Raw genomic sequence first — 17,684 nt, 5'->3', positions numbered from 1 at the left:
GCTTTTCCATGCCATCCTCCTCTCCCACCCGGCTGAAAATCCGGATGAACCTTCTTTCAGCGTAACTTTAGGTAGTCTAAATTTCGAGCGGCTTTCTATTCATAATAGAAAAACCCCCAGCGGGGGTCAGGTTACAACGCGTACAGCTCGCCAAACTTGGTTTTCAGGTAGCGGACATACGGATCGATGGTAAGCGGGGAGCCGGTGGCCCGCTCCGTCAGTTCCTGTGCAGTGTACTTGGCGCCGTGTTGATAGATATTCTCCCGTAACCAGCCGTGAAGCGTATCAAATCTTCCTTGCCGGATTTGATCGGGAATCTCGGGATGGGCTTTTAAGGCCGCTTCATAATATTGAGCACTCAGGATGTTGCCCAGGGTGTACCCTTGGAACATGCCGCCGATGGGACCAAAGTGCCAATGGACATCCTGCAGAACTCCGTCCCGATCCCCCGGATCAAACACGCCCAGATCGCGCTTGTACCGTTCGCGCCACGCTTCAGGCAGGTCTTTGACCGCCAATTTCCCTTCCAGCATGTCCACTTCCAGATCAAAGCGGATCATCACATGCAGGTTATAAGTCAGCTCGTCGGCGTCGGTCCGGATCAGCGAGGGTTCCACTTTGTTAATCGCTCGGTGGAATGTGTCGAGAGAAACAGTCTTCAATTGTTCCGGGAACGTCTCCTGCAATTGCGGATAGAAGTGCTCCCAAAATCCGCGGCTGCGTCCCACAATGTTTTCCCACAGGCGGGACTGGCTTTCATGAACGCCGGAAGAGGTGCCCTCCGCCAGGAGTGACCCTTCCAAATCCACCCGGATGCCCTGTTCGTACATGGCATGACCCGCCTCATGAATGGTACTGAAGAGAGATTCCGCCAGATAATTTTCCTTCAGACGCGTTGTGATCCGCACATCTCCCAAGGAGAACTTAGTCATAAACGGGTGGTGTGTTTTGTCTTGGCGTCCCCGGTTGAAGTCGTAACCCAACTCTCGAATCACTTTCAGGCCAAAATCCCACTGCTGTTGCTCCGGAAACGTTTGGCGCAGGCAGGAATCGTCCGCCGGTTCTTGGGCCGTCACCTGTTTCACCAGCGGAACCAGTTGCTCCCGCAAGTCGGAAAAGAGCCCCCGAATCGTCTCTGTTTGGTATCCTTCCATGGCAAACGCGTCAATCAGCGGGTCGGCGATGTGATCGTACTCAAAATACTCGGCAAAGCGCCGGCTGTAGTCCAGCGTTTTTTCCAAATACGGTTTCACCATGGAAAAATCATTGGCTGGACGGGCCTGGATCCATACTTGATATGTATCGGAGAAATGATTGGTCATCTCCGCCACAAACTCCGCCGGAACCCGGGTGGCACGATCAAATTCCTTCCGTGCCACCCGGATCAGACCGGCTTCGTCGGAATCGTAGGGCAGGCTCTCTTCATCAGACTGCAACGCATCCAACAGCTGCCCGATTGCAGGGTCAGTCAGTTTTTCGTGGGATAGCTTTTCCAGTACAGCCATCTGCCGCCCGCGAGCCGCCGCCCCTCCCTCCGGCATATAGGTGGCTTGATCCCAGTTTAATAGTGCGGTCACACACCTCAACTCATAAACTTCAGTCAATCGACTTTTCAGCTCATTCAGCTTTGTCTCCATCCCCATCCTCCTTCTGGGTGAACCCCTTCCTACTCGTCGTCCTGAAAGAGCTCCCCCTTTGTCCGCTCAGAAGAGACATACAGACTCTCCATTCCTATGGTACCCTTTGATCCAAGCCATTTTCAACTCCCAATTCGAACACCTGTTTTTGGTGGCTGAACGCTTGACAGTGAAAACGATTCAGATTATCTATTAATCAGTCCATCTGTTTCTCTTAGACCATCATGGGGAACGGATTAAATATGTGACTTTATCATGATCGGCTCGATCTCCTTCATCGGAAATGCTATGGTTTGTGGTTTCAAAGGAAATCCTAAGAGTATTGCTCTATCATCCCTGTTGGTATCGGCTGAAGCGTTTCAAACAAATACCGGTGGGTATTCTCCACGTGTGACTCATGGAAACGGATCGAGGAGGGTAATCGATGGGATATTATAAGAACACAAAAGGCTTCCCCCTAATCGCTGTGATCGTCATCGCCTTAATCACAGGTGTCGTCAGTTCACTCTTCACCTTAACCCTGGCCCTGTCCCCCATTTTGACAAGCGAAGGCCTTTCTTTTCAGAAAACCTCCACATCAAACCCCACCCCGGACGAGGAGACCGTCACCACACAGCCGGTCAGTGTCGACGTAAACAGTGATGTCACCAAAGCCGTGCAAAAAGCATTGCCTGCCGTTGTCGGTGTGGTAAATATACGGGATAGCAGAAACCCATTCACCTCCCAATCGGAAGATCAGGGCACCGGTTCCGGAATCGTTTACGCCAAGGAAAACGGGAAAGCCCGGATTGTCACCAATCACCATGTGATCAATGGAGCCGATGAAGTCCACGTGGTTCTCTCCGACGACAAAGATGAAAAAACCGTCAAGGCGACTGTACTGGGCAGTGACGAAGCGACCGACCTCGCCGTTTTGGAAATCCCCGATGAAGAGGTGAAAGCCGTCGCCGAATTGGGAAACTCCGACACCATCAAAGCCGGGGAGCCCGCCATTGCGATTGGAAATCCGATGGGCATGCAGTTTTATCAGACAGTCACCTCCGGCATCATCAGTTCTCCCAAACGACAGATGCCGCTCGCCGGTAACCAATCCATGAACGTCATCCAAACGGATGCCGCCATCAATCCCGGTAACAGCGGTGGAGCCTTGGTCAACAGTGCCGGTCAGGTGATCGGGATCAACAGCATGAAGATCGCCCATCAGGGGATCGAGGGGATCGGGTTTGCCATTCCGGTAAACGAAGCAAAGCCCATTATCCAGGATCTGATCCAACACGGCAAAGTGAAGCGGCCCTTTATGGGAATCGCTATGAGAGACTTGGATACCCTCTCCCCAAACGACCGCGAAACCAAACTAAACCTGCCGAGTTCCGTCACCCGAGGAGCCGTCATCCTGGAAGTGACACCCGACAGCAGTGCTTCGGAAGCGGGCCTGGAGCGTCTGGATGTCATCGTGGAGCTGGATGGGCAGAAGGTGAAAAACGCGGCTGAAATCCAGTCGTATCTATGGAATAAAAAAGAGGTGGGGGATCACATCCAAATTACCTACTACCGCAACGGTGAGAAGAAAACCGCCTCCACTACTTTACAGGAAAAATAAAATTGCATGATGAAGCCTCCCTTCCAAAAGGGAGGCTTCGATTTTCGGTTCGGGCTGGGGGGCGATGAACCGTTATTCGGTTTTTCCCGCTGCAGCCGTCAGTTTCACCGTAAACGCCGTCCCTTTATCGGGGACGCTTGCAACAGAAAGTTGACCCCTATGCTCATCCACAATCCATTTGGCAATGCTTAAGCCCAGTCCCGTCCCGCCTTTTGCACGATTTCTCGCCTGATCCCCCCGATAAAACCGGTCAAAAATCCGTGGCAGATCTTTCTCCGCAATCCCCGCACCCGTATCCGCCACTTCCATGATCAGCGTATGTCCCTTTTTGTAACAGGAAAATTGAACGCTTCCCCCGTCTGAAGTGTAAGTCAACGCGTTATCCAGCAAGATGACGAGCAGCTGATGAATCCGTTCCCGATCTCCCTTGCACCACAGATTCGGGTCAATCCGGGTGCCAAAGGAGAGGCCGTCCAGTTCCGCCAGTTCTGTAAAGTAGAGAGAAACTTCCTGAGCCAAATCATCCAATCGGAACAACTGTCGATCCAGTTGCAGTTGGTTGGAATCGCTTCGTGCCAGTGTAAGAAGATCGGCCACCAGTTTTCGAATCCGTCGAGTCTCCCGATAGATGACGGAAATGTCGTCGCTGTTTTCCCGCACCGTCTGCTCGGGGTTTTTTAATAACAACTCCGTTCTCATCTGAATAACGGAGAGGGGCGTCCGCAGCTCATGGGAAGCATCAGCGACGAACTGCTGCTGGGCTTCCCACGATTGACGAATAGGCACCAAGGCGCGCCGGGCGAGCAGATACCCCGCCACCAATGCCACCATCGCCGCCAGGATGCAACCGATGATGATATTGGTGCGCATCGCTTGCAGGGTCATGATTTCGGCATCGATATTGCGTATGGATTGAACCACCCAAACGCCGTGGGGAGTTTCAATCGAAATGGCCAGCGAACGAAACGTAAATCCTTCCACTTGAAGGGTGTGAACCTTTCCGTCCGCCTTTGAAGGATACATCTGTTCGATTTTTTCCAAGAACGCCGCCGGTATACGGCTGTAGACCACCCTGTGCTTTTCATCCCAGATGATTTGCCCGACGAGGGGATCCAGTGTTCTTTCAGCAGGCAGATCGACTCCCAACAGTCGTGCTTCCTCCAACTGAGCACTCAGCAACAGAGAACGATCGATTTTATCATAGGACTGTTTTTCCATATACCAATAGAGAGAGGAACCCAAGATACTGACCATCAGCAAAAAAACAGCGGCGTTTTGCAAGGTTAACCGCATCTGCGTTCGACGGAACATCAATCGTCTTCCTTTAACATATAGCCCACTCCACGGATCGTGTGGATGATTTCGTTTAAGCCGTGTTTGGATAATTTTTTTCGCAGGTAATGGACATACAATTCCACGATGGAGAGAGAAGTGACCGCATCAAACCCCCATACCCGGTCATACAATTGCTCCCGTGTCAGAATCTGTTCCGCATTTTGCACCAAATACTCCAGCATCGTAAACTCTTTTACCGTCAGCTGAAGCGGCAAACCGTCCACATACCCTTCCTGCTCTTTTAGACGCAGCTGGATGGACCGGTATTGCAGAACCCCCGCCTGTTTCAGGCTGCCGTTTCGGCGCAAAAGAGCGCGTACCCTCGCCAGCAACTCCGGCATGGCAAAGGGTTTCACCAAGTAATCATCCGCCCCCCGCTCCAACCCGGTCACCTTGTCTTCCACACTGTCCCTGGCAGTCAACAACAAAACCGGAACCTCGATTCCCTGTTTGCGTAGGTTCGTCAGAATATCCAAGCCGCTCATCCCCGGCAGCATGATATCGAGAACGATGACATCATAGATGTTCTGCTCCGCCAAATATAACCCTTCATCCCCGGAAGCGGCCGTCTCCACTTCAAATTCGGTCGCCAAAATCCGCTGCAGCGACTCCAACAGAAGCCGGTCGTCTTCGATAAGCAAAATCCTCATCTTTATCCCCTTCGTTAAGGATCTATCCCACTCAAGTGCTGATTCCACCAGGGAGTATCGATTCACAGGTTGAGAATAACACCATTTTAGAATATCGGCCATTTCTTTGTATCGTCTTAGAAGAGGAAAAAGACCTGTACAGGTGGTAAAACCCACTTGGAGAAAGAAAAGCGTTGTTGACAACATGGAAAAAGAAGAATATACTCACCAGTGTACTATTTGATATAGTACAATTAGTACAAATCATACACACATGTGACAGAAAGGCGGTGCGTCATGTGGTTTGACATCGATCCCCGTCAAGACACCCCGCTCTATCAACAGCTCGTTCAAAACGTCAAAGCGGCGATCGCCAAAGGAGTTCTGTCGGAAGGGGATCGCCTGCCCTCCGTCCGTGATTTGGCGGGAATGATCCACGTCAACCCCAACACCATCGCCAAATCATACCGGGAACTGGAACGGGAGGGAATCATAGAAACCCTGCGCGGCCGAGGTACATTTGTCGCCGTCCAATCCATCCAAGGAAGCCGGGAGGAGAAAAAAGCGATGTTAAAGGAAAAGTTGCAACCCATCCTCGTAGAGGCTCATTACTTGGATATCGATGAAGAGGAGATGGCGGCGTTCATCGAGGAAATCATCCGGGATTGGTACCGGGAGAGGAGGAAGGGCTCGTGAGTGAATGGACCGTAGAAACCGTCCATCTGACCAAAACGTATCAGGGCCATCCGGCGGTGGACCAACTAAACCTGCAGGTGGGGCAAGGGAGTATATTCGGTCTACTGGGCCCCAACGGTGCCGGTAAGAGCACCTTGATCCGCATGCTGATGGGGTCCGTCCTCCCTACATCCGGCGAAGCACGCCTGTTTGGATCCCCTGTTTCGGAGGCGACGGCCCATCTGCGTCAACGGGTGGGATATGTGCCGGACCAGCCTATCTTTTATCCATTTTTCCAAGTGGAGGAACTGCTCACCTTATACGCCAAAACCTACGAAGCATGGGACGAGAAACGATGCCGCCAATGGATCGACCAATTCGGTATTCCGCTGAAAAAGAGGACCCGCTCCCTGTCCAAAGGGATGAAAATGCAGCTGGCACTCATCCTGGCTTTGTCGATCCGGCCGCGCCTGCTGATCTTGGACGAACCCACCAGCGGCCTGGATGCGGTCATGAAGCAACAGGTGTATCGGCTCATTTTGGATGAGGTGGCCGCCGAAGGCATCACTGTCTTATTGGCTACCCATCATCTGTCCGAACTGGAACGCATCGCCGACCATGTGGCCGTGATGTATAAAGGGAATATTCTTTGGTCCCGGCCGTTGGATGAATTGAAAGCCCAGTCCCGCAAAATCCAGGTCGTTTTTCCCAAAGGAATACCCCCGGAGGTGGAACAATGGCCGGAGTTGCTCCACGCCGAAGCCCATGGAAGTGTCCACAATCTCATCGTCGACGGCGACATCCAGCAGACGATGAAAAAGCTGAAAACCTTTCAACCGGTGTATATGGAAAGCCTCCCGCTCACCTTGGAAGAAATCTTTATCCATCACACGGAAAAGGAGGGCTACGGCCATGACTTCCGCCAGCTCGTCTAAGGCTTTATGGTGGAAGGAGTGGCGGCAGAACCGATGGTCATGGATGATCTTGTTTGTAATCGTGACCTGGCTGCCCGTCGGCAAAACGGTGTTGAAAGCCGTGCTGAACGAACCGTTTGTTGCCGAAATCTATGGCGGTCTCCCTCGTGAAGTGGCGTGGTCCTATGAAGTGGGTGCCGTCTTGTCACGAGAGCCTGTCATGTTAGACAACGGCTTCACCTTTCAGGATCCGCCCCTGATAGAATTGGCCCCTTTTGCCGTTTTAGTGTTTGGGGCCTGGATCGTTTCACGGGAGCGAATGCCTGACACAACATCCGTATTGGCTTCCATGCCATACACCCGGGGACAAATCCTCATGGCCAAAGTGAGCTTTGGGAGCTTGTCCATCCTCGCTATGACATCGTTCAGTTTATTATTTACATGGATCATTCCTTTCTTTTTCCCTGCGGTGTATCATCCCCTCACCGCCGTAGAGTGGTTTTTGTATGTGACCCCGATTTTATTGGCGGCGTTCGCACTGGGGGTGTTTGCTGCCAGTTGGACCGCTAACCCGGTGGTAGCCATCGGGGTCTCCATCGGCCTGATGCTGTTCCCGGTCATCATTCGGCGGTTCGTATTGGAATGGTTACATATCCCGTCTTTGCATGAGGAGATGGCGGCACTTCAGTATCACCTGCTGTTACCGGATCTATTGAATCGATACCAATGGAACGAAATCACATGGATCATCCCGCCAACCCTGCTTTTCATCGGGGGGATCCTCATTCTCTCCGCTCGTGCCCTGTTCCAACGAAACGACCTGGAGAACAATGGGGGAGTAGTTGCCATCGGGCACGTTCGACAATGGCTGTCCGCCTTGGTTCCCATCCTGGCGGGACTGTGTGTACTCTCCCTTTACATCGGTCCCTTTGATGGACGAAGCCCGTGGTGGGCACTCGGATTGATGTCAACAGGTACAGCCATCACTTGGTATGTGATTAAGGCGGCAGTCCTCAGACTGAAGGCCCCATCATCCGATAAGGGAGGGATTCGATGATGTTTTCCGCCACCCGAGCTCTCTGGTGGAAAGAATACAGGCAAAATCGCTGGGCATGGATCCTTTTCCTCTTGTTATCGGTATCATTAACCTTCAAGCAAGATCCCTCCGCACAACGGACAGAAACCACTTGGTCTGACCAACTCTCGGCGATGATCACGGGAGAGTATCATTCACTTTACGGCTACATCCTCCCCCTTCACCAATCGGCTTTGCTGGCCGCTCTGTTGTGGGGAGTATGGTTGATGGCAGCGGAACGGTTTCCCAACACCTATTCCTTTTTGGCCTCGTTTCCCGTAAACCGAACCCAAATTTTCCACAGTAAATTTTTCTTCGGCGTGCTGGTCGTACTGACAGCCATGACGATCAATCTAGCAGGATTCCTACTGTTGAAACTGGTTCTTCCCGTCAAGTACACCGCCTACGAAGCCTTGGGATGGTTTCTCTACTGCACACCCCTGTTAATCGCCCTATTCTCCCTCGGCTTTTTTGCCGCCAGCTGGACAGGAAACGTCATATCCGGCGCGGGAGCAGCCCTGGCTCTGTCTGTAGCACCGGTGGTGTTGGAAACGGTGATCGCCGAACTTTTTTACCGCAACCCTGTAGCGATGGCTCTGCCCAGTCTGCTGACTGATCGGTTGTTCCTCTATTCCTACTTGTGGCGTTACATTCAAGAAGCCCAATGGTGGGATCCTTTGTTCCTTCTTCTCTTTTCCGTCATTCTTTTCCGGATTTCACGCGCACTCTTCCTGCGAAACGCGATGGAGAGAAATGGGCAAATTCTACAGTGGGGATTTACCCGGCATTAACCCTCATAGACATGGAACTGTGAATGATAATCCTCTCTACCACGAATAAACGCCTCCCACATCAGGGAGGCGTTTTCTTTATTTCGTATCCAGTTGATTTTTTAACTCGTCCACTGTATGGACCGGCTGACGGCAGGCTTGGTTTTGGCACACATAGGCCGTGGGCCGTCCTTCCACCGGATTCTGTTCTTTTGTAAACGGGGCAATCCGGTCGAGGGTTTCCGTTTCTCCCTCCGAACGGAACAACAGCACCGCCTCCGGGAGATAAGCCTGTTGAACCGCTTGGAGCATCTCCCGTGTAGCAGGATCGCCTTTACGCCCAGCAATCACGATCTCGCGGGAGGTTCCCAACGCTCCCTGCAACGCCGTTAGGAAAAAGGAGAACGCCGTCGGAGAACGTTTCACCGTCCCGCCGAAAGCTTTCAGTTGCCTGTCGGACCGTTCCCTCCACTCGGTGGAGCCGGTGAGATGGGCGATCCGCACCAGGTTGAAAGCCGCCACCGCATTTCCGGAGGGGGTCGCCCCGTCGTACACTTCCTTATTGCGGGCGAGCAGTCGCTCTGCGTCCTTTCCGGTGAAAAACAAACCGCCTTCCCCATCATCACCGAAGAGGTCCAACATCGACTCCGTCAGTTCCAATGCCGTTTCCAGATGAACAGCGTCGAAAGTGGCCTCATATAGCTCCAGCAATCCCCACGTCAGATTGGCGTAATCATCCAAGTAGGCGGGAATGGCCGCCTCTCCGTCCCGGTACCGGGCGAGCAGCCGCCCATCTTCCCGGGTCAGCTCATTTAAGAGAAAGGAAACGGCCCGCTCCGCCGCCTGACGATAGCTTTCATCCCCCAGCACCCGTGCCCCCCGGGCCAGTGCGGCGATCATGAGTCCGTTCCAGGAGGTTAAAATCTTGTCATCCTTATGGGGATGAATCCGCTTTTCCCGGACTTGGAACAGCTGCTGCCGGGCGTTTTCCAACTCAATTGCCAGCTCCCTTTTCTCCATACCGTGCCGGGAAGCGACTTCCGCCAGATCGATCCCGATTTGGTTGGGGATGCTTTTTTCCTCGAAGTTGCCGCCAGCTGTGATATCAAAGCTGTCACAAAAACGTGCTCCTTTTTCCTCCCCCAACACCTCATGGATTTCTTCGGGGGTCCAGACGTAAAATTTCCCCTCCTCCCCTTCCGAATCGGCATCCTCGGCGGAATAGAAGCCGCCCTTCGCGTCCGTCATATCCCGCAACACATAAGCGAAAATCTCCTGGGCCACCTGCGCATACCTTTCTTTTCCCGTCGCTTGGTATGCCTCCAGGTAAGCCAGAGCCAACAGTGCGTTGTCATACAGCATCTTTTCGAAATGGGGAACCAGCCACTTCTCATCTACCGAATAACGTGCGAAGCCAAACCCGATATGATCAAATATCCCGCCCCGCCGCATCGCTTCCAGGGTATGTTCCACCATCGCCAACGCTTTGGGCTCTCCCTGTTCCCGCCAATATCTGAGTAAAAACAGGAAGTCGTGTGGGCGGGGAAATTTCGGAGCTGATCCGAATCCACCATAACGATCATCAAAGGTGGATTGAAATTGCTGAAACCCTTCCCCGATGATCTCCGGTGACAGCTCCCCTCCCTCCATCTCCGTCAACTGCGTCTGCAACGCATCGGTGATCTGATGGCCCACGTCCTCTATCTTCACCCGCTCCTGTTTCCACGCTTGGGCGATCCGTTCCAGGATCTCCATCAGCCCGCGGTGACCCATTCGGTTTTCCTTTGGAAAATACGTCCCAGCAAAAAATGGCTTCTGCTCCGGTGTCAGGATCACCGTCAACGGCCATCCCCCGTGCCCTGTCAACGCCTGACACACCGACATATACAAATGATCCACATCCGGACGTTCCTCCCGATCCACTTTGACGGAAACGAACTCCCGATTCAACAGCTCCGCCACTTCCTCATCCTCAAAGGATTCCCGTTCCATCACATGACACCAGTGACAGGTGGAATAACCGATCGACAGAAAGACAGGCTTGTCTTCCTTCCTCGCTTTTTCAAACGCCTCCTCACTCCATGGATACCAATCCACCGGGTTGTGGGCATGCTGAAGTAAATACGGCGATTTTTCCTCGATCAGACGGTTCGGTTCACTCATAAAACCACCTCCTGTACTGTCGGTTCATCGTATCACAGTCCAGTCTAACCAAAAAATAACCAAAAACTGATTTCACTCACCATACCTCTAACAAGCCATGAAAAAACCACCCTGATTCGGGCGGTCTCCTTATATCAAGTTTGTTCAATCACGTACCACAAAACGTTCGATAAGGTGTCGTGGATGGTGCAGGCGGTGTGGTGTAATCCTCTTGTTCCGGGGAGTGCGCATACGGGTTCGAAAGTACATCAAGAAACCGTTCCATCACACGGTAGTCTCCCTGTTCAACCGCAGCTTCCAGGGCTTCTTCCACCCGGTGGTTGCGAGGGATGACCGCGGGATTACTGTTCCGCATCAATTCATGTGAGGCGTCTTTTGGTTCCTGTTGCCTTTCTAATCTCTCCTGCCATCGCTCATACCACTTAACAAATTCCGGCGTATCAAACAGAACCATATCCTCCAACTCATCAAAAGTTAGCGCGCGGAACGTATTGGTGTAATCTGCACGATGCCTCTCCATCATACTGAGGAGGTCTTCAATAAGGGATCGATCCTGTGGCTCTTCATTAAACAGGCCAAGTTTTGCCCTCATTCCGTTGAGCCAATAACGGTCATATAACTCGGCAAAATCGGAAAGGGTATCTTTGGCCAATTTAACCGCCTCATCCGCGTCGGTGTGTAGCAGAGGCAATAATGTTTCGGCAAATCTGGCAAGATTCCACACGGCAATACGCGGCTGATTGCCATAGGAGTAGCGGCCGCGAATATCAATGGAACTGAAAACCGTTGCCGGGTCGTAGACATCCATGAACGCGCAAGGACCATAATCGATGGTTTCACCGCTAAGCGCCATGTTGTCGGTGTTCATCACCCCATGAATAAAACCGACGAGCTGCCATTTGGCAATGAGCACAGCCTGCCGCTTGATGACCTGCTGAAGGAGGAAAAGATAGCGGTTCTCATCCGCTTCTGGAAAATGTCTTTTCAAAGTATAATCGGCTAAGATGCGAAGTTCATCAAGCGCGCCCCATTTTGCTATGTATTGGAAGGTGCCGACACGCAAGTGACTGGCAGCCACACGAGTCAGAACGGCACCGGGTAACTCCGTTTCACGGATTACAGACTCACCGGTTGTCACCACCGCCAAGCTGCGAGTGGTAGGAATACCAAGAGTATGCATGGCTTCACTGATCAGGTATTCTCGCAGCATCGGCCCTAGTGCCGCTCGACCATCACCCTGGCGTGAGTATGGTGTTCTGCCTGAACCCTTCAGCTGAATATCAAATCGTTCACCCTGAGGAGTGATCTGTTCACCGATCAGCAGTGCCCGGCCATCCCCTAGCATGGTAAAATGCCCGAACTGATGCCCTGCATAAGCTTGAGCAAGCGGCTCAGCTCCGTCGGGAATCTGATTGCCGGCAAGCACCGCTACACCAGCACTGCTCTGCAACGCTTGCGGATCCAATCCCAGAGATGTTGCCAGAGACTCATTTACAATCACCAACTTCGGAGAGCGCACAGGGTTCGGGCTGAGACTGGAAAAAAGCGATTTCGGCAAACGAGCATAACTATTGTCGATATTCCAGCCTGCGTCAATGACTGTTTTTTTTACTGTCATTTCTATCTCCTTCTATAAATAAAGTTTTTTATATGTAATTTCTTTTACAACGGACAATCATCACCGTGGTTTTTGGATCTTTTCGTATTCTGTTTCAGTTTTGTATACCATACATTTAGCGTGTACTCATGCAGATTTATTATACCATTTCCACCCTGTCGATTATGTAAACACGACAAAACGGCCCACTCGGGAGAAATTTTTGCGATTCAATCATAAACAACACAAAAAAGCCCACTGAAATTTGGTGGGCCATTATTAAGAGAGGGATCCGACTTGATCAGTCAGATACCTTTTTCCTACGATTCTATTAAACTTGTGAATCATGCTTAATTATTCCCCTACAAAAGGAAGATCGCTCCACTTTTTTTCGGTCCATTTTATCGGCAGTAATCGTCTTCCATGATTGAGTATGGGAAAACATCCGCTTTCGCTATGCGGATTTTACGTACCAAGGGTTAAGGCTCAAATTTTTCGGGATAAAATCCCTTGGCGAGGGTTTCCACCGTATCGGCGTTCCGCACCCCCTCAAAAGCACCGGTTAAGGGAATCACGACAAACCGTTTATTTTGGACCGCCGGCGTTCCTTTTAACTTGGAATTGTCCAGAATCTCTTTGATCTTTTCATCGGCGGATTGCTTGCCGTAATCGTTGACTACAATCACTTCCGGCCTACGCTTCACCACTTCTTCCCAACTCACTTGCGCCCAGTCTTTATCCAAGTCGCCAAATACATTCTCCCCTCCGGCGAGGCGGATCAATTCGGTTTCAAGGGAGCGCCCCGCGGTGTAGAGACCGTTTTTTCCGCTGTCGTATACCAACACTTTGACCGGCTCACTCTGCCGGCCCACCCTCTTTTGTACTTGGTCGATCCTCTCTTTCATCTGTTCGATCAGGTTTTGCGCCCGGGATTCCACGCGAAAGATCCGGCCCAGATTACGGAAGTCGGCGTACACGTCATCCATGGTCGGTCGGCCCTTTACGTAATTTCCTTTGGTGACATAAGCCGCAATCCCTTTGTCCGTATAACTTTCCACTGTAGCCAATCTCTTTTCATTGAAAGAGTAGATCTGGCCGTATACAAAGTCGGGATCCACCGATAACAGGGCTTCTAGGGATGGGTAGCGCTCCGCCAACACGGGAACTTTTTCATATGCCCTTTTATACTCAGGAAGGATCTGATCATTCATATACGCCGTTCCTACCATATATTCTTCCAGACCCAGCGCCAGCATGTTTTCCGTCGTATTTTGATCCAGACTGACCGCCCGCTGTGGAACTGCGGTGAACTCCAGCTCCTGGCCCATGCTGTCAACGGTTACCCTCTCACCGGAAGAAAGAGTCCCCTCCCCACCACCGGGCTCCGCCCCTCGACCGCAGGCTGTCACCAGTACTGCGACAACAAGGAACGAAGAGAAAACACGCGCCTTAAAAAGCAGGCTTGCTCTCTTCTCCTCCCTTGCCCCTCTCAAAATCTGCCGGCCCGTGCCAGCGCTAAAAGAACGGAACAAATCGATCACCCCCATCAGGTACATGAAGCAACGATTGTCGTACAAACAAAGTAGCAGATCGAAGCATACCCGATCTATCTAAGATGGGAATCTTGTCATTCTTTTGTACGCGATAGACCCGGCTTGCGGCTCCTAACTCATTTCTACCGACCGGGCTACGCTCTTAAGCTTTTTTCTGGCCTGTCCGACAAAAACAACACATGGATCTTCCCCGTCCGGCGATGGCGTTCCACTTCCGCCTCCACCCCGAACACTTCGCGCAACAACTCGGGGCAGAGTACCTGTTCCGGCCTGCCCGAAGCGACCATTCTGCCCGATTCGATCACAAATAGCCGGTCACAGTAAGCGGCGGCGATATTCAGATCGTGCAACGCGGCTAACGCGGTTACGCCGATTTCGGAGATCAGATCCATGATCTGTAGCTGATAGCGTATATCCAGATGGTTGGTCGGCTCGTCCAGGATTAGAAAGTCGGCTTGTTGAGCCAGGGATCGGGCGATCAACACCCGCTGTTTCTCACCGCCGGAACACTTCATAAAGGGTTGATCGGCCAACCGAGTCATACCCACTTGATCCAGAGCATCAACCACGATCTCCCAGTCTTTTTCTGTGTCCCCCTCTAGGAAACGCTTGTACGGATATCGGCCCATCATCACAATCTCTCGTACCGTAAACTCACCCCCGTCAGCCGATTCCTGCCGGACGACGCTCATCGCTTGGGCGGTCTGTCGGGAGGAAAGAGTCGATAGATCCCGTTCATCCAGGGAGATCCAGCCCGCGTCCGGCCGCAAATGCTGATAAATCGTTTTAATCAAGGTGGATTTCCCGCTACCGTTAGGACCGATCAAACCGACGAACTCCCCTGGCTCCACTTGGATCCCCACTTCGTCCAACAGCCGATTTTTGGCGATGGTGAGGGTTATTTTTTCTGCTTGTAGCTTCATCGACCATCCCCTCCAAAGGAATACAGATTGCGACGCATGATCCACAGAAAGAAGGGGCCCCCACACAAGGCGGTGACGATCCCGATCGGCAGTTCTTCCGGAGCGATGATCATACGGGCCAGCACGTCCACCCACACAACGAAAATCGCTCCCCAAAGGGCGCTGACAGGCAGGAGACGGCGGTGATCTGAACCAATGACGGGCCGGACCATATGCGGGATCATCAGACCAACAAAGCCGATCACCCCGCTGACTGATACGATCACCCCCGTCAGGAGCGCTGACAAGACGATGATGAAGATACGAAATCGATGGGTGTTGACGCCGAGGGTACCAGCCGTCTCTTCCCCCATCAGCATCGCGTTAAGCGGGCGATATTGGGAAATCAACAGAAGCCCCCCCATGACCACAACCAGCCCCGGAATCTTTAGATACTCCCACTTGGCGCCGGTCAAGCTACCAAACAGCCAGAACAGCGCATCCCGGATGCCTGCTTCATTCTTAGCGAGGGCGATGATCAAATTGGTGACCGCCGAACCGATGGCAGAGACGGCGATCCCGGTCAACAACATGCGGATGGGAGTCGCACGCCCCTGCACCTGGGACAGCACAAGCACAAACGTGATAGCGGTCAATGCGCCGAGAAAGGCGGCGATGGAAAGGGCGTACATGCCGAAGACGCTGAAGGCACCCATCAGGATCACCAGGGTCGCTCCCACAGAAGCACCTGAGGATACTCCCATGATAAAGGGATCGACCAGCGCATTTTTGAATAATGCCTGCATCGCAGCCCCCACCACCGCCAGCCCGGCACCGACCAGTACCCCCAGCAGTACACGGGGGAAACGGATCTCCCAGATAATCGTCTCTCTCGCCTTGGACCAGTCCGGTTCGATCCAGCCGCCGACCCCGGGAATATGGGAAAAAGCGATTTTCCAGATGATCTGCGGCGGAATTGAAATGGGCCCGATCATCACCGATGCAGTGACAGAAATGAACAGCGTCAGTAACAGTCCCGCCACGATCAGTGGGAAGTGCGTTTCCAACTTTGGCCGTACGCGCATCATTACCGTGTCATCCGCTTTGAGAACCCGCAATAAACCACCCTCTTTTTCACCAAATCACAACAACCGTAAAAAAGCCCCAACCTATGCGGTTCGGGCTATGGGTACGAATTTGGACACGACAAAACAAACCTTATGTATCGATGCCTCATCTTCGTACACCCCTCCCTTTCCTCGAAGGTTTTGGGTGCAGCATACCGGGTAGGTCTCCTGGCTTCCGTGTCATCGCTCCCCTTTCGCCTTCCCCGTGCTTCGAGTGGCATCCTTACAAAGAGAGCTCTCCGGTTACAGTGGCGGGACCGCTCGGGATTTTCACCCGATTCCCTGTTACCCCTTGGCAAAACAAGGGCACCCGGCAGCTTCGCTATAAAATTGTCTACATACGAGCATTATATTAAATCTTAACATATAAGTAAATTACAGATAGGGATTGATAGACTATTTGGCTGCTTTTTCCGTGCACTCTTTCATGTTGACTTTGTACGGAGGATAATGTGGCCCCTAGGCTGCTACCATGGTCTATTTCACCATATCAATTTCGAAATAGACTATCCAGAATAAACCGATTTCGTTAAGGGGCATAATCAAAGCTTGGGCCAGGCTCACTGATCAGTCAAATCCCTCTCTCCTACGAATTTATTTCCTTCTTGAACCATACCTATATTATTCCTCACAAAAAGAAGATCGGGTTCCGCTTTTTTTCCGGTCCATTTCAATGATCTGAAGACAATCAGGCTAGGGCGTGTCTGATAAATCCGTAGGGCGAGATTCCGGGCCGGTATGGCTGTCTTCGTTTCGTTGCAAAAAGCGCAAAGGCTTTCCGCCAGCCATACCGACCCTCCCTTTTTCTCACGGAAAATTGAATTACCAGACACGCCCTAAAAGCTGCCTCACCCCCTCTCACTGGAAGGTTGTGTCTACCTGCCCTGGCGCTACCTCCATAAAAGTAAAAAAGACTGGTACTTTCCCAGTCTGATTTCTATTATTTATTCGTCTCCATCATCGTTACCCTTATCATGTTTTAAGCTCTTTTTGCATTCGCTTTTCAACGGAGACGTTTTTATTGAAACGTGAAAATGGAGACGGTTCTCATCGCTACATCGATCTGGAAATCCCAGTTAAAATTAAAAGTTACGGCTTCCATGCAGTAACGGCAAGCATTCCTGAAACAGATCCACCAGACCAGCTATCTCTGACGTCTATATAATAATGGTCGCCATACATATTGGTGAATCTCACATAATTTCCACCTGAAGCCGGCGATTTATAGGAAGTGCAACGCCAACCTCCGGCATATCTGCATAAGCGAACCTTCAAGGATGATGGAGCTATCCAAGACGGCTTTAGTTGGTAAAATCCAATCCCCACCGTACCGTGGTTGGGAACACGAATATTTCCATCCCACTTACCATCTTCCGTTTCGAAATAAAAATATCTTGTTTCATCTGCAAAAGCCGATTGAGGTGCAATAGCCATCATAAAAGCTACAACAACAGCAACGGTAGACATCCCTAAGCGTTTCAGCAAAACTACCACCTCTTTCCAATATTCAAAATAATAGTAACAAAACTATATTTATCCAGCAACAGGGAAAGTCACGTTGTAGGCGAGGGGAACATTCAGAGAACAAATGTTGTGGGATGGTAATCTTGACTAGAACCTATTTCAAAAATATTTCGATAGATGTTAAGATGTGAATATGATGAGTACACGACATGACTTAACGCCAGAACAGTGGGACCGGATCAA

The 17,684-nt window shown here is 51.6% G+C and carries 14 protein-coding genes and 1 riboswitch; of the genes, 5 read left to right on the top strand and 9 right to left on the bottom strand.

The window, feature by feature from the left end; genetic code table 11:
• Positions 1–131 precede the first annotated feature (131 nt).
• Positions 132–1,637 carry a carboxypeptidase M32 gene (locus JOE21_RS12990; protein ID WP_309866955.1) on the bottom strand — a complete coding sequence of 502 codons (1,506 nt, stop codon included), beginning with the start codon at positions 1,635–1,637 and terminating at the stop codon, positions 132–134.
• Positions 1,638–2,061: 424 nt separating this feature from the next.
• Here JOE21_RS12990 and JOE21_RS12985 point away from each other — a divergent pair, with 424 nt between their 5' ends.
• Positions 2,062–3,237: a S1C family serine protease gene (locus JOE21_RS12985; protein WP_309866952.1), complete on the top strand. Its 1,176-nt coding sequence runs from the start codon at positions 2,062–2,064 to the stop codon at positions 3,235–3,237.
• 72 nt (positions 3,238–3,309) lie between these two features.
• On the opposite strand, the gene JOE21_RS12980 is transcribed toward JOE21_RS12985, so the two are convergent.
• Positions 3,310–4,548 (bottom strand): sensor histidine kinase, encoded by a 1,239-nt coding sequence (locus JOE21_RS12980; protein ID WP_309866949.1) that lies wholly within the window; start codon positions 4,546–4,548, stop codon positions 3,310–3,312.
• On the bottom strand, positions 4,548–5,222 hold the full coding sequence (locus JOE21_RS12975) for a response regulator transcription factor (protein ID WP_309866947.1): 675 nt from the start codon (positions 5,220–5,222) through the stop codon (positions 4,548–4,550). The genes JOE21_RS12980 and JOE21_RS12975 overlap by 1 nt, the downstream gene beginning before the upstream one ends.
• Positions 5,223–5,498: 276 nt before the next feature.
• Between JOE21_RS12975 and JOE21_RS12970 the strand changes: the two genes are divergently transcribed.
• The 4 genes from JOE21_RS12970 to JOE21_RS12955 are packed head-to-tail and all read left to right on the top strand — an operon-like array spanning position 5,499 to position 8,656.
• The gene (locus tag JOE21_RS12970) at positions 5,499–5,897 is read left to right on the top strand and encodes a GntR family transcriptional regulator (protein ID WP_309866944.1); all 399 of its coding nucleotides are present in this window, start codon (positions 5,499–5,501) and stop codon (positions 5,895–5,897) included.
• A complete protein-coding gene (locus JOE21_RS12965; RefSeq protein ID WP_309866942.1) occupies positions 5,894–6,811 on the top strand; it encodes an ABC transporter ATP-binding protein in 918 nt (305 codons plus the stop codon). The genes JOE21_RS12970 and JOE21_RS12965 overlap by 4 nt, the downstream gene beginning before the upstream one ends.
• A complete protein-coding gene (locus JOE21_RS12960) occupies positions 6,789–7,847 on the top strand; it encodes an ABC transporter permease subunit (protein WP_309866940.1) in 1,059 nt (352 codons plus the stop codon). Before JOE21_RS12965 ends, JOE21_RS12960 begins: the two co-directional genes overlap by 23 nt.
• Positions 7,844–8,656: an ABC transporter permease gene (locus tag JOE21_RS12955; RefSeq protein WP_309866938.1), complete on the top strand. Its 813-nt coding sequence runs from the start codon at positions 7,844–7,846 to the stop codon at positions 8,654–8,656. Before JOE21_RS12960 ends, JOE21_RS12955 begins: the two co-directional genes overlap by 4 nt.
• Positions 8,657–8,734: 78 nt before the next feature.
• On the opposite strand, the gene JOE21_RS12950 is transcribed toward JOE21_RS12955, so the two are convergent.
• The 6 genes from JOE21_RS12950 to JOE21_RS12925 all read right to left on the bottom strand — a co-directional run bounded on the left by JOE21_RS12950 (position 8,735) and on the right by JOE21_RS12925 (position 17,462).
• Entirely contained in the window at positions 8,735–10,798 is a 2,064-nt protein-coding gene (locus tag JOE21_RS12950; RefSeq protein ID WP_309866935.1) for a thioredoxin domain-containing protein, read from the bottom strand.
• 148 nt (positions 10,799–10,946) lie between these two features.
• A complete protein-coding gene (locus JOE21_RS12945; protein WP_309866933.1) occupies positions 10,947–12,416 on the bottom strand; it encodes a protein adenylyltransferase SelO in 1,470 nt (489 codons plus the stop codon).
• Between the two features lie 458 nt (positions 12,417–12,874).
• Positions 12,875–13,927, bottom strand: coding sequence for an ABC transporter substrate-binding protein (locus JOE21_RS12940; protein ID WP_309866931.1), 1,053 nt, complete (start codon positions 13,925–13,927; stop codon positions 12,875–12,877).
• 155 nt (positions 13,928–14,082) lie between these two features.
• Positions 14,083–14,871 carry an ABC transporter ATP-binding protein gene (locus JOE21_RS12935; RefSeq protein ID WP_309866929.1) on the bottom strand — a complete coding sequence of 263 codons (789 nt, stop codon included), beginning with the start codon at positions 14,869–14,871 and terminating at the stop codon, positions 14,083–14,085.
• On the bottom strand, positions 14,868–15,968 hold the full coding sequence (locus JOE21_RS12930; protein WP_309866927.1) for an iron chelate uptake ABC transporter family permease subunit: 1,101 nt from the start codon (positions 15,966–15,968) through the stop codon (positions 14,868–14,870). Before JOE21_RS12930 ends, JOE21_RS12935 begins: the two co-directional genes overlap by 4 nt.
• Positions 15,969–16,118: 150 nt before the next feature.
• Positions 16,119–16,306: riboswitch (cobalamin riboswitch) on the bottom strand.
• Positions 16,307–17,066: 760 nt separating this feature from the next.
• Complete coding sequence (locus JOE21_RS12925) at positions 17,067–17,462, bottom strand: hypothetical protein (protein ID WP_309866925.1); 396 nt, start codon at positions 17,460–17,462, stop codon at positions 17,067–17,069.
• Between the last annotated feature and the right edge of the window lie 222 nt (positions 17,463–17,684).

The organism is Desmospora profundinema (assembly GCF_031454155.1).
Classification (GTDB): Bacteria; Bacillota; Bacilli; order Thermoactinomycetales; family DSM-45169; genus Desmospora; species Desmospora profundinema.
The sequence above is the reverse complement of the archived record's forward strand: the minus strand, read 5'-3'. Positions and strand labels throughout refer to the sequence as shown.

Excerpts from the sequence above, each read along its gene's own strand:
- JOE21_RS12990 (WP_309866955.1), bottom strand. The coding sequence starts at position 1,637 with ATGGAGACAAAGCTGAATGAGCTGAAAAGTCGATTGACTGAAGTTTAT.
- JOE21_RS12985 (WP_309866952.1), top strand. The coding sequence starts at position 2,062 with ATGGGATATTATAAGAACACAAAAGGCTTCCCCCTAATCGCTGTGATC.
- JOE21_RS12980 (WP_309866949.1), bottom strand. The coding sequence starts at position 4,548 with ATGTTCCGTCGAACGCAGATGCGGTTAACCTTGCAAAACGCCGCTGTT.
- JOE21_RS12975 (WP_309866947.1), bottom strand. The coding sequence starts at position 5,222 with ATGAGGATTTTGCTTATCGAAGACGACCGGCTTCTGTTGGAGTCGCTG.
- JOE21_RS12970 (WP_309866944.1), top strand. The coding sequence starts at position 5,499 with ATGTGGTTTGACATCGATCCCCGTCAAGACACCCCGCTCTATCAACAG.
- JOE21_RS12960 (WP_309866940.1), top strand. The coding sequence starts at position 6,789 with ATGACTTCCGCCAGCTCGTCTAAGGCTTTATGGTGGAAGGAGTGGCGG.
- JOE21_RS12955 (WP_309866938.1), top strand. The coding sequence starts at position 7,844 with ATGATGTTTTCCGCCACCCGAGCTCTCTGGTGGAAAGAATACAGGCAA.
- JOE21_RS12950 (WP_309866935.1), bottom strand. The coding sequence starts at position 10,798 with ATGAGTGAACCGAACCGTCTGATCGAGGAAAAATCGCCGTATTTACTT.
- JOE21_RS12945 (WP_309866933.1), bottom strand. The coding sequence starts at position 12,416 with ATGACAGTAAAAAAAACAGTCATTGACGCAGGCTGGAATATCGACAAT.
- JOE21_RS12935 (WP_309866929.1), bottom strand. The coding sequence starts at position 14,871 with ATGAAGCTACAAGCAGAAAAAATAACCCTCACCATCGCCAAAAATCGG.